General features: G+C 69.1%; 13 protein-coding genes. All 13 read left to right on the top strand.

What is annotated here, in order from left to right; genetic code table 11:
- The first annotated feature begins 57 nt into the window (after positions 1 to 57).
- The 13 genes from A3862_RS18005 (at position 58) to A3862_RS18065 (ending at position 11,268) form a co-directional block, all read left to right on the top strand.
- On the top strand, positions 58 to 927 hold the full coding sequence (locus A3862_RS18005; RefSeq protein WP_043352586.1) for a polyprenyl synthetase family protein: 870 nt from the start codon (positions 58 to 60) through the stop codon (positions 925 to 927).
- A gap of 20 nt (positions 928 to 947) precedes the next feature.
- Entirely contained in the window at positions 948 to 2,084 is a 1,137-nt protein-coding gene (locus A3862_RS18010; RefSeq protein ID WP_043757983.1) for a methyltransferase, read from the top strand.
- Between the two features lie 94 nt (positions 2,085 to 2,178).
- A complete protein-coding gene (gene bchC, locus A3862_RS18015; RefSeq protein WP_111473872.1) occupies positions 2,179 to 3,117 on the top strand; it encodes a chlorophyll synthesis pathway protein BchC in 939 nt (312 codons plus the stop codon).
- Positions 3,114 to 4,118: a chlorophyllide a reductase iron protein subunit X gene (locus A3862_RS18020; protein WP_043761204.1), complete on the top strand. Its 1,005-nt coding sequence runs from the start codon at positions 3,114 to 3,116 to the stop codon at positions 4,116 to 4,118. The genes bchC and A3862_RS18020 overlap by 4 nt, the downstream gene beginning before the upstream one ends.
- 3 nt (positions 4,119 to 4,121) lie before the next feature.
- The gene (bchY, locus tag A3862_RS18025; RefSeq protein WP_043757979.1) at positions 4,122 to 5,651 is read left to right on the top strand and encodes a chlorophyllide a reductase subunit Y; all 1,530 of its coding nucleotides are present in this window, start codon (positions 4,122 to 4,124) and stop codon (positions 5,649 to 5,651) included.
- On the top strand, positions 5,651 to 7,117 hold the full coding sequence (gene bchZ / locus A3862_RS18030; protein ID WP_043757976.1) for a chlorophyllide a reductase subunit Z: 1,467 nt from the start codon (positions 5,651 to 5,653) through the stop codon (positions 7,115 to 7,117). The genes bchY and bchZ overlap by 1 nt, the downstream gene beginning before the upstream one ends.
- A 35-nt stretch (positions 7,118 to 7,152) precedes the next feature.
- Positions 7,153 to 7,374, top strand: a complete 222-nt coding sequence (locus A3862_RS18035) for a hypothetical protein (RefSeq protein WP_170861823.1) — start codon at positions 7,153 to 7,155, stop codon at positions 7,372 to 7,374.
- 127 nt (positions 7,375 to 7,501) lie between these two features.
- The gene (gene pufB / locus A3862_RS18040) at positions 7,502 to 7,738 is read left to right on the top strand and encodes a light-harvesting antenna LH1, beta subunit (protein WP_043349888.1); all 237 of its coding nucleotides are present in this window, start codon (positions 7,502 to 7,504) and stop codon (positions 7,736 to 7,738) included.
- Between the two features lie 10 nt (positions 7,739 to 7,748).
- On the top strand, positions 7,749 to 7,940 hold the full coding sequence (pufA, locus tag A3862_RS18045) for a light-harvesting antenna LH1, alpha subunit (RefSeq protein WP_012319766.1): 192 nt from the start codon (positions 7,749 to 7,751) through the stop codon (positions 7,938 to 7,940).
- Between the two features lie 82 nt (positions 7,941 to 8,022).
- Entirely contained in the window at positions 8,023 to 8,847 is an 825-nt protein-coding gene (pufL, locus tag A3862_RS18050) for a photosynthetic reaction center subunit L (RefSeq protein WP_043379897.1), read from the top strand.
- An 80-nt stretch (positions 8,848 to 8,927) separates the two neighbouring features.
- The gene (gene pufM / locus A3862_RS18055; protein ID WP_043379895.1) at positions 8,928 to 9,908 is read left to right on the top strand and encodes a photosynthetic reaction center subunit M; all 981 of its coding nucleotides are present in this window, start codon (positions 8,928 to 8,930) and stop codon (positions 9,906 to 9,908) included.
- Positions 9,909 to 9,918: 10 nt separating this feature from the next.
- Positions 9,919 to 11,016, top strand: a complete 1,098-nt coding sequence (pufC, locus tag A3862_RS18060) for a photosynthetic reaction center cytochrome PufC (protein WP_043379892.1) — start codon at positions 9,919 to 9,921, stop codon at positions 11,014 to 11,016.
- A 108-nt stretch (positions 11,017 to 11,124) separates the two neighbouring features.
- Positions 11,125 to 11,268, top strand: coding sequence for a DUF3096 domain-containing protein (locus A3862_RS18065; protein ID WP_075380395.1), 144 nt, complete (start codon positions 11,125 to 11,127; stop codon positions 11,266 to 11,268).
- Positions 11,269 to 11,342: the final 74 nt, after the last annotated feature.

An 11,342-nucleotide genomic window follows, 5' to 3' on the forward strand; every position in this document is an offset into this window, starting at 1 on the left:
GTCAATAAGAAATGACACTTGTTGCTGACAACCGCACACAACACGGGAGGCAACGCGATGGAGTCCGGTCGGCGGATCGAGATGGCGCTGGATCGCGCCGTTGCTCACGCGGAGGCGCCGGGCGCGCCGCCCCTTCTGGCGGAGGCGCTCCGTTACGCGGTGTTCCCGGGCGGGCATCGGATCCGGCCGCGGCTGTGCCTGTCGGTCGCCCGCGCCTGCGGCGATGACGATCCGGCCGGCTCAGAAGCGGCGGCCGCAGCCATCGAGCTTCTGCACTGCGCCTCCCTGGTCCATGACGACCTGCCGTGCTTCGACGATGCGCCGATGCGGCGGCAGAAGCCCTCCGTCCATGTCGCCTTCGGCGAGCCCATCGCCGTCCTGACCGGCGACGCCCTGATTGTCCTTGCCTTCGAGACACTGGCCCGGTCCGCCGGCTCCCATCCCGCGCGCCTGGGACGGCTCGTGGGCCTCCTCGGTCGCGCCGCCGGGTCGCCGTCGGGCATCGCCGCAGGGCAAGCCTGGGAATCGGAGGCCCATATCAGCCTCAGCGACTACCAGCAGGCGAAGACCGGGGCCCTGTTCGCCGCCGCCACCGTCGCCGGCGCCGCCGCGGCGGGAGCGGATTCGGAGCCCTGGCGCCGCCTCGGCGAGTGCCTCGGCGAGGCCTATCAGGTCGCCGACGACCTGCGTGACGTCGCCTGCCGCCAGGAGGAGATCGGCAAGCCTGCCGGGCGCGACGCAACTCTGGGGCGGCCCAACGCTGCGGCGCTTCTGGGCACCGGCGGCGCGCTGGATCGGCTGTCGAGACTGACGCGCGAGGCCGTGGCGGCGATTCCGGCCTGCCCGGGCATGGCCGCGCTGACCGCCGAGATCGAGGCGCAGGCGCGGCTGTTCCTGCCCGCGAGCCTGCGGGCGGTGACGGCCTGACCGGCCGATCGCTCTCCGGCATCGGTGCGGCGGCGTCCGTCCCGTCCGCCTGGACGGATCGATGGAACGCCTGGCGCAGCCGCCTGGTCGCGAGCCCCCGCTTCCAGCGCTGGGCGGCGGGCTTCCCCCTCACGCGGGGCATCGCCCGCCGGAACACGCGCGCCCTCTTCGATCTCTGCGCGGGCTTCGTCTACGCGCAGGTTCTGACCGCCTGCGTCCGCCTCGACCTGTTCGCGATCCTGGCCGAAGGCCCCCTGACGATCGAAGCCCTCGCTCGCCGGCTCGACCTGCCGCCGGACAACACCCAGCGCCTTCTTCGGGCCGCGGAATCCCTCGGGCTTGTCCGCGCCCTGTCGGGCGAGCGGTTCGGGCTGGCCGATCTCGGTGCCGCTCTCGTCGGCAATCCCGGGATCGCCGCGATGATCGAGCATCACGCGCTGCTCTACGCAGACCTTGCGGATCCGGTGGCCCTGCTGCGCGGCCAGGCCCCGCCGACCGGACTCGCGCGCTACTGGCCCTATGCCTCCGGCCTCTCGGGCGATGCGCCGACGGTGGCCCCCTACAGCGGCCTGATGGGCGCCTCGCAGGCGCTGATCGCGGAGGACGTGCTCGATGCCTGCGACCTGTCAGGGGTCCGGCACCTGATGGACGTCGGAGGCGGGGAGGGCGCCTTCCTGCAAGCGGTGGCAGGACGGCACGCGACGCCGCGCCTGACCCTGTTCGATCTCCCCGCCGTGGCCGAACGCGCCGCCAGCCGCTTGGCGCAGGCCGGCCTCGAAGGCCGGATCGCCTGCCGCGGCGGCGATTTCCACGGAGGCCTGCCGACCGGCGCCGACACGATCTCCCTCGTTCGGATCGTCCACGACCACGACGACGAGCCCGCCCTGGCGTTGCTCCGAGCGGCCCACGCGGCTCTGCCGCCGGGCGGAACGCTTCTGCTCGCGGAACCCATGGCCGGAACGCCGGGCGCGGAACCGGTCGGGGACGCCTATTTCGGCTTCTATCTCCTGGCGATGGGATCCGGGCGCCCGCGCCGTGCGGAGGAGCTCCGCGCGATGCTCCGGACGGCAGGATTCGCCGTGACGCATGAACATCCAACCCGACGCCCGCTGCTCACCCGAGTTCTGAAAGCCCAAAAAACAGGCCGCCTCAAGTAAGTGTCACTTGACGCTGGCCTGTGTCTATCTAGGATGACACTTAGCGGCTTCGCATCAGAGAGAGTCGCAAGGCAAAGGGTGGACGATTCCAGCCATGGACGCTCTGGCCGTCATTCTGGAAAACCCGGAGCACCTTTCGGTTCAGCGCTTGGCTCTGACGCCGCCCGGCGATGCCGATGCCGTGGTGGCCATTTCCTGGAGCGGGATCAGCACCGGCACCGAGCGCCTGCTCTGGTCGGGTCGCATGCCGCCCTTTCCCGGGATGGGATATCCGCTCGTACCCGGCTACGAATCCGTCGGGACCGTCATCGAGGCCGGCGCCGATACCTCGGTTCGGGTCGGCCAGACCGTCTACGTTCCGGGGGCGCGCTGCTTCGGTTCCATCCGCGGCCTGTTCGGCGGCGCGGCCTCTCATCTGGTGGCGCCGGCCGCCCGGCTCGTGCCGGTGGACGCGTCGCTGGGCGACCGGGCCTGCCTCCTGGCCCTGGCGGCGACGGCCTATCGCGCCCTCGGCGGGATCCGGCCCGGAGCGACCCCGCTCATCGTCGGGCACGGCGTCCTCGGACGGCTGCTCGCCCGCCTAACCCTGGCGGCCGGCGCGGAGCCGACGGTCTGGGAGACGGATCCGGCCCGGGCCACGGGAGACCATGGCTACGCGGTCGTGGCGCCCGACGCCGACCCGCGCCGCGACTACGCGACGATCACCGACGTCAGCGGCAACGCCGCCGGCCTCGACGACCTGATCGCCCGGCTGGCGCCCGGCGGCGAGATCGTCCTGGCCGGGTTCTACGAGGCTCCCCTGAGCTTCGCCTTCCCGCCCGCCTTCATGCGCGAGGCGCGCATCCGGATCTCCGCCGAGTTCCGTCCGGAGGACACGGCGGCGGTGACGACACTGATCGAACGCGGACGCCTGTCCCTCGACGGACTGATCACCCACCGTCTTCCCGCGGGTCGAGCCCAGGACGCCTACCGCACCGCATTCGCGGATCCGGCCTGCCTGAAGATGATCCTCGATTGGAGGGACGCCGCGTGAACGTTCAGCTCAACAAGGCCGCCCTGTCCCAAGCCGCGCAGCTCCGCGCCGAGGCCGCGGTCGAACCGGATCCCGTCGCGACGAGCCCGGCCAAGAAGGAGACCCAGATCATCGCGATCTACGGCAAGGGCGGCATCGGCAAGTCGTTCACCCTCGCCAATCTCAGCTACATGATGGCCCAGCAGGGCAAGAAGGTCCTGCTCATCGGTTGCGATCCGAAGAGCGATACCACCTCGCTGCTGTTCGGCGGCAAGGCCTGCCCGACCATCATCGAGACCTCGACCAAGAAGAAGCTGGCCGGCGAGGCGGTCGCCATCGGCGACGTCTGCTTCAAGCGCGACGGCGTCTACGCCATGGAACTCGGCGGCCCGGAGGTCGGGCGCGGCTGCGGCGGCCGCGGCATCATCCACGGCTTCGAACTGCTGGAGAAGCTCGGCTTCCACGAATGGGGCTTCGACTTCGTCCTGCTCGACTTCCTGGGCGACGTGGTCTGCGGCGGCTTCGGCCTGCCGATCGCCCGGGACATGTGCCAGAAGGTCATCGTCGTCGGCTCGAACGACCTGCAATCGCTCTACGTCGCCAACAACGTCTGCTCGGCGGTGGAGTATTTCCGCAAGCTCGGCGGCAATGTCGGCGTCGGCGGCCTCGTGATCAACAAGGATGACGGCACCGGCGAGGCGCAGGCCTTCGCGGATGCCGCCGGCATCCCGGTCCTCGCCTCGATCCCGGCCGACGACGATATCCGCCGCAAGAGCGCGAATTACGAGATCATCGGCCGGCCGGAGAGCCGCTGGGGCAGCCTGTTCTCGGATCTGGCCGCCAACGTCGCCGACGCCGCGCCGCACCGGCCGACCCCGCTGACACAGGATGGGCTGCTCGGCCTGTTCTCCAGCGACGTCACCGGCCGCGACGTGGTGCTGGTGCCTGCAACCCACGAGGACATGTGCGGCGTCGCCCACGTGTCCAAGCCGTCCCTCGAAGTCGTCTACGACGAGGTCTGAGCGATGGCCGTCTCCCTCGACATCGCCGATCTGCGGGCCCGCCAGGCGGCGCCCACCATCGATCGCGCCGCCACCGAGGGCGACGGGCTCGGCTGCCACGCCGGCAAGGACGCGATGCGGGCGGCCGCCGAGGCCGCCGGCCTGTCGGACACCCTGGCACAACTCCGCAGCGACTATCCGCAGGGTCCGCACGACCAGCCCCAGAGCATGTGCCCCGCCTTCGGCTCGCTCCGGGTCGGGCTGCGCATGCGCCGGACCGCCACGATCCTCTCCGGGTCGGCCTGCTGCGTCTACGGCCTGACCTTCACCTCGCACTTCTACGGGGCCCGGCGCAGCGTCGGCTACGTGCCGTTCAATTCCGAGACCCTGGTCACCGGCAAGCTGTTCGAGGATATCCGCGAGGCGGTCTACGCCACGGCGAAGCCCGAGGATTACGACGCCGTCGTCGTCATCAATCTCTGCGTGCCCACGGCCTCCGGCGTCCCGCTGCGCCTTCTGCCGAAGGAGATCGACGGCGTCCGGGTGATCGGCATCGACGTGCCGGGCTTCGGCGTCCCGACCCATGCCGAGGCGAAGGACGTGCTCGCCGGCGCCATGCTGAAGGTCGCCCGCGCGGAAGCCGAGCAGGGACCGGTGGCGGCGCCCCGGGGCGGCCGTTCGGAGCGCCCGAGCGTGGCGCTCCTCGGCGAGGTCTTCCCGGCCGATCCGGTGGTGATCGCGTCGCTCCTGGAGCCGCTCGGACTCGCGGCCGGCCCGGTGGTGCCGACCCGCGAGTGGCGCGAGCTCTACGCCGCCCTCGACTGCGCCGCCGTGGCGGCGATCCACCCGTTCTACACCGCCTCCATCCGCGAATTCGAGGCGGCGGGCCGCCCGATCGTCGGTTCGGCCCCGGTGGGCGTCGACGGAACCGCCGACTGGCTCGACCGGATCGGCGAGGCCTGCGCGGTGCCCCGCGCCACCGTCGAGGCGGCCAAGAACCGGATCCTGCCCGGCATCCGCGGGGCGCTCGCCGCCATGCCGATCAAGGGCCGGATCACCCTCTCGGGCTACGAGGGCTCGGAGCTGCTGGTGGCCCGGCTGCTGGTCGAGAGCGGCGCCGAGGTCCCCTATGTCGGCACCGCCTGCCCGCGCACGCCCTGGTCCGAGTCCGACCGCGCATGGCTGGAAGCGCGGGGCACGCAGGTTCAGTACCGCGCCTCCCTGGAGGACGATCTCTACGCCCTGGATTCGCTCAAGCCCGACCTCGCCATCGGCACGACGCCGGTGGTGCAGCGGGCCAAGGAGCGCGGCACGCCCGCCCTCTACTTCACCAACCTGATCTCGGCCCGCCCGCTGATGGGCGCGGCCGGTGCCGGGTCGCTCGCCACGGTGATCAACGCCGCGCTCGGCAACAAGGCGCGGTTCGATGCCATGCGCGACTTTTTCGAGGGCGTCGGGACCGGCTACGCCGCGGGGGTCTGGCAGGAGGTGCCGCAGCGGCGGCAGGGCCCGAAGATCGAGGGCCCGAAGAAGCCGATCGGGGAGATGGCATAATGCTGATCCTCGATCACGACAGGGCCGGCGGATACTGGGGCGCGGTCTACGTCTTCACGGCGATCAAGGGCCTGCAGGTCGTCATCGACGGCCCCGTGGGCTGCGAGAACCTGCCGGTGACGTCGGTGCTGCATTACACCGATGCGCTGCCGCCCCATGAATTGCCGATCGTGGTCACGGGCCTCGCCGAGGAAGAGCTCGGACGGCACGGCACCGAGGGCGCCATGAAGCGCGCCCACGCGACCCTCGATCCCGGCCAGCCCAGCGTGGTCGTCACCGGCTCCATCGCCGAGATGATCGGCGGCGGCGTCACCCCCGAGGGCACCGGCCTCCAGCGCTTCCTGCCCCGGACCATCGACGAGGACCAGTGGCAGGCCGCCGACCGGGCGATGCGCTGGCTGTGGCAGGAATATGGGGCGAAGAAGTTCGCCAAGAAGGGCATCCCGGCCCGGCCGGAGCGCAAGCCCGGCGAGCGGCCGCGGGTCAACCTCATCGGTCCGGCCTACGGCACCTTCAACATGCCCTCCGACCTCGCCGAGATCCGGCGGCTGGTGGAGGGGATCGGCGCCGAGGTGAACCTGACCTTCCCGCTGGGCTCGCACCTCGCGGACGTGCCCAAGCTGGTCAACGCCGACGCCAACATCTGTCTGTACCGGGAATTCGGCCGCCTGCTCTGCGAAGACTTGGAGCGGCCCTACCTGCAGGCGCCGATCGGCATCCTCTCGACGACGAAGTTCCTGCGCTCGCTGGGTGCCATTCTGGGCCTCGACCCGGAGCCGTTCATCGAGCGGGAGCGGCATACGACCATCAAGCCGGTCTGGGATCTCTGGCGGTCGGTGACCCAGGACTTCTTCGGTACCGCGAGCTTCGGCATCGTCGCCACCGAGACCTACGCCCGGGGCGTGCGCCATTTCCTCGAAGACGAGATGGGCCTGCCCTGCCATTTCGCCTTCGGCCGCTCCGCCGGGCTGAAGCCCGACAACGACGCCGTGCGGGCCGCAATCGCGGCCAAGCCGCCTCTGGTTCTCTTCGGGTCGTTCAACGAGCGGATGTACCTCGCGGAGTGCGGCGCCCGGGCGACCTATGTTCCGGCCTCGTTCCCCGGCGCCATCATCCGGCGGCATACCGGGACGCCGTTCATGGGCTACGCGGGCGCCACCTACCTAGTCCAGGAAGTCTGCAACGCCCTGTTCGACACCCTCTTCCACATCCTGCCGCTCGCCCGCGACATGGACAAGGTCGAGGCCACACCGGCCCGCCTCCACCGCGAGCTGCCCTGGGACGAGGCCGCCCGTCAGGCCCTCGACAGCCTCGTGGAGGCCCAGCCGGTCCTGGCGCGGATCTCCGCCGCCAAGCGCCTGCGCGACGCCGCCGAGCGCGCCGCCCGCGACACAGAATCCGCCGCCGTGGCGCCCGCCCATGTGGCGCGGGCCCGGGCCGATCTCGCCGGGGGGATCCCCGCGTGAGCCGCCTTTCCGTTTCACCCAGAGGAGACCTGACGATGAGAACGATGGTCCCGACCGGCCGCCAGCATCAGGAAGCCATTCAGTTCCGGCTGATCCTGACGGCGACCTACCCGTTCTTCCTCGCCGCGGCCGCGCTGAACCGGTTCCGGCCGGCGCGCGAGGCGGCCCGTCCTGGCCTGGCACCGGCGCGGCGCTCGGTCTTCGGCGAGGCCCGCGCCATGGCGGTTCAGGCGATCCCCTTCGCCTTCATGGGCTGACACGCCCCTGAGCGAGACACTTCCGTCCGGTCACGCGGGGGAAGTCGAGCCGCGACCGCTGCAAGGCATCGTGGCTGAACCCGTCGCGCCTCGTCAGAGGCGCGGCCAACACACGGAGGTCTGAACGATGGCGAGTGGACCCGTCACAACAGAAAGACCGAGCAGCCTGTCCGGGCTGACGGAACCGGAAGCCAAGGAGTTCCATGCGATCTTCCTGACGAGCTTCCTCATCTTCACGGCGATTGCCGTGGTCGCTCACATCCTCGTCTGGTTGTGGCGCCCCTGGCTTCCCGGACCGCAGGGCTACGCCTCTCTCGACGGCGTCCGCGATGCGGCCCACGCCCTCGTCACGATGATCGGCTGAGGAGGATCGAATGCACAAGGTTTGGTTGCTCTTCGATCCGCGGCGCACGCTGGTGGCTCTGTTCACCTTCCTCTTCATCCTGGCGCTGCTGATCCACTTCATCCTGCTCTCGACCGACCGGTTCAACTGGCTTGACGGTCCGAGAAACAACAAGGCGGCCGAGAACACCATCACGCTCGCGCTGCCGCAGATGCCGGCCTGACCGCCGGTCCGGACCGCGGCGCGCGAGGGCCGCGGTCACCCCAAACCTTCCCTTTCTCCGGCCTGACTGAGGAGCAGCCGCCATGGCGATGCTGAGCTTCGAGCGCAAATACAGGGTCCGCGGCGGCACCTTGCTCGGCGGCGACCTGTTCGACTTCTGGGTCGGGCCGTTCTTCGTCGGCTTCTTCGGGGTCGTCGGTTTGTTCTTCACGGTGCTGGGCACCGCCCTCGTCATCTACGGCGCGGCGATCGGGCCGACCTGGAACGTCTGGCAGATCAACATCGCGCCGCCGGATATCAGCTACGGCCTGAGGCTCGCCCCGCTGAAGGAGGGCGGTCTCTGGCAGATCATCACGTTCTGCGCGCTCGGGTCCTTCGTGTCCTGGGCGCTGCGCGAGGTCGAGATCTGCCGCAAGCTCGGTATCGGCTACCACGTGCCCGCGGCCTTCGGGATGGCGATCTTCGCGTATTTCACGCTGGTGGTGGTCCGGCCGTTCCTGATGGGCGCCTGGGGATACGGCTTTCCCTACGGTATCCTCAGTCACCTCGATTGGGTTTCCAACACCGGCTATCAGTATCTGCACTTCCACTACAATCCAGCGCACATGCTGGCCGTGACGTTCTTCTTCACCACGACGCTCGCCCTGGCGATGCACGGCGGCCTGATCCTGTCGGCGACCAACCCGAAGAAGGGCGAGGTCGTGAAGACGCCGGAGCACGAGGACACCTTCTTCCGCGACACGATCGGCTACTCGATCGGCACGCTCGGCGTTCACCGCCTCGGCCTGTTCCTGGCCCTCTCGGCGGGGTTCTGGAGTGCGGTCTGCATCGTGATCAGCGGGCCGTTCTGGACGCAGGGTTGGCCGCAATGGTGGGGCTGGTGGCTCAATCTGCCGGTGTGGCGATGACAAGCCGGACGCGATCGGAACGAAGGACATAACGCGGGTCGCCGCCGTCGAGCGCGCGGCACTCCGGGGGAGGGCAGGCCATGGCCTATTACCAGAACATCTTCACGCAGGTTCAGGTGCGCCCGCTGGTACCGGAGCACGGCGTTCCGGTGGCGGTCGATGACCGGATCGGCAAGCCGTTCAACAGCTACCTGTTCGGGCTCATCGGCAACAGCCAAGTCGGTCCGATCTATATCGGCTATATCGCGGCGCTCTCGATCGTCTGCGGCTTGATCGCCTTCGAGATCATCGGGCTCAACATGTGGGCCTCGGTGAATTGGGATCCGGTCCAGTTCGTCCGGCAATTGCCGTGGCTCGCCCTGGAGCCGCCGCTCCCGAAGTACGGGCTGAAGGTCCTTCCACCCCTCAACGAGGGCGGCTGGTGGCTGATCGCCGGCTTCTTCCTGACGGCCTCGATCCTCCTCTGGTGGGTCCACCTCTATCGGCGGGCGCGGGCGCTCGGGCTCGGCACCCACGTGCCGTGGGCCTTCGCGTCGGCGATCTGGCTCTACCTCGTCCTCGGCTTCATCCGGCCGGTGCTGATGGGATCGTGGTCGGAAGCCGTGCCCTTCGGCATCTTCCCCCACCTCGATTGGACCGCGGCCTTCTCGCTCCGCTACGGCAACCTGTTCTACAACCCGTTCCACATGCTCTCGATCACGTTCCTCTACGGATCGACGCTGCTGTTCGCGATGCATGGCGGCACGATCCTGGCCTGCTCGCGCTACGGCGCCGAACGGGAGATCGATCAGATCGTCGACCGCGGCACGGCCACCGAACGCGCAGCCCTGTTCTGGCGCTGGACCATGGGCTTCAACGCCACGATGGAGTCGATCCACCGCTGGGCCTGGTGGTTCGCGGTCCTGACTACGCTCACGGGCGGCATCGGCATCCTGCTCACCGGAACCGTGGTGGACAACTGGTACCTCTGGGCGGTCAAGCACGGCGTCGCGCCCTCCTATCCGCAGGTCTACGGTCCGATCGTGGATCCCGCTCATCTCGCACCCGGCATGAAGCCGTGAGGAGGCCGTCATGAAGACGATTCTGGCGGTCATCGGCGGGGCTCTGGCCCTGTTCCTCACCATCGCGATGTTCGGCGGCGCGGGCTGGACCCATCCGCCGATGGCGAACAAGCAGACCGGCTTTCGCGGAACGGGCATGGACCTGATCCGCACCCGGGCCGGGAACGCGGCGCTGTCGGCGGCCAACGTCGCGCCGGCGCCGGCCGACCCGGCTGAGGCAGGGGGCGACAAGGCTTCTGCGGTCTACCAGAATGTGCAAGTTCTGGGAGATCTCTCGGCTGAGCAGTTCAACCGCTTGATGGTGTCGATCACCGAGTGGGTCGCACCCCAGCAGGGCTGCACGTACTGCCACAGCACCGAGAACATGGCTTCGGACGAGCTCTACCAGAAGCGCGTCGCCCGGCGCATGCTGCAGATGACCCAGTACATCAATTCCACTTGGAAGGAGAAGCACGTCCACGAGGCGGGTGTGACCTGCTACACGTGTCACCGCGGCAATCCGGTGCCGGCGAACATCTGGTTCGACCACCCGGTTCAGGGGGCGGGGCGTTTCATCCCGCGCAACAACAGCCAGAATCTCGCGTCCGCGGAGGTCGGCAACACGTCGCTGCCCTACGACGTCTATCAGGCCTTCTACCAGCACAAGGACACGCCCGAGGATGCGGTGCGGGTCAACGCCACCACGGCGCTGCCGGAGACGAAGGGCAAGCCGATCCAGGACGCGGAGAAGACCTTCGCAATCATGATCAGCATGTCGCAGTCACTGGGCGTGAACTGCACCTTCTGCCACAACACCCGCTCGGTGGCGCAGTGGGATACGAGCACGCCGAACCGCGTCCATGCCTGGTACGGCATCCGCATGGTCCGCGATCTGAACCAGGACTACATGACGCCGCTGACCTCGGTCTTTCCGCGGAATCGCCTCGGCGTTCTGGGCGACGTGCCGAAGATCAACTGCGCCACCTGTCACAACGGCGCCAACAAGCCGCTCAACGGCGCCAACGTGATCGAGCCCTATCCGGAACTGTCGCACCCGACGATTTCGGCGAACCTGCCCACGGGCGAGGCGAAGGACCCGATCCCCGGCACCGAGACGCCGAAGCCGTGATCGGACCGGAGCGGCCGGACCGTCCGGCCGCTCCGCTCAAGCTCCGGGGAACCTCTGTTGGGTAAAGGCGTCGATACCGGCGGCCAAGCTCGGCCTCAGGAGGCGCCCGTGACTATCACCATCTCGAACCTCCAACCGCTCATCGCGATCCTTGCCGGGATCCTGATCCTGGTGATGCCGCGGCTGCTCAACTACATCGTCGCGATCTACCTGATCATCGTCGGCGTGATCGGGCTCGGAATCCTCCATTGAGGGGCAGCGCCCGCACCGCGACGCGGGGGGCCTGACAGACCGTCGAACCCGTCATCCACGCACGCACAGGGCCA

Origin of the sequence: Methylobacterium sp. XJLW (assembly GCF_003254375.1) — a bacterium.
Taxonomy (GTDB): Bacteria; Pseudomonadota; Alphaproteobacteria; order Rhizobiales; family Beijerinckiaceae; genus Methylobacterium; species Methylobacterium fujisawaense.

Excerpts from the sequence above, each read along its gene's own strand:
- A3862_RS18005 (WP_043352586.1), top strand. The coding sequence starts at position 58 with ATGGAGTCCGGTCGGCGGATCGAGATGGCGCTGGATCGCGCCGTTGCT.
- bchC (WP_111473872.1), top strand. The coding sequence starts at position 2,179 with ATGGACGCTCTGGCCGTCATTCTGGAAAACCCGGAGCACCTTTCGGTT.
- bchY (WP_043757979.1), top strand. The coding sequence starts at position 4,122 with ATGGCCGTCTCCCTCGACATCGCCGATCTGCGGGCCCGCCAGGCGGCG.
- bchZ (WP_043757976.1), top strand. The coding sequence starts at position 5,651 with ATGCTGATCCTCGATCACGACAGGGCCGGCGGATACTGGGGCGCGGTC.
- A3862_RS18035 (WP_170861823.1), top strand. The coding sequence starts at position 7,153 with ATGAGAACGATGGTCCCGACCGGCCGCCAGCATCAGGAAGCCATTCAG.
- pufB (WP_043349888.1), top strand. The coding sequence starts at position 7,502 with ATGGCGAGTGGACCCGTCACAACAGAAAGACCGAGCAGCCTGTCCGGG.
- pufA (WP_012319766.1), top strand. The coding sequence starts at position 7,749 with ATGCACAAGGTTTGGTTGCTCTTCGATCCGCGGCGCACGCTGGTGGCT.
- pufL (WP_043379897.1), top strand. The coding sequence starts at position 8,023 with ATGGCGATGCTGAGCTTCGAGCGCAAATACAGGGTCCGCGGCGGCACC.
- pufM (WP_043379895.1), top strand. The coding sequence starts at position 8,928 with ATGGCCTATTACCAGAACATCTTCACGCAGGTTCAGGTGCGCCCGCTG.
- pufC (WP_043379892.1), top strand. The coding sequence starts at position 9,919 with ATGAAGACGATTCTGGCGGTCATCGGCGGGGCTCTGGCCCTGTTCCTC.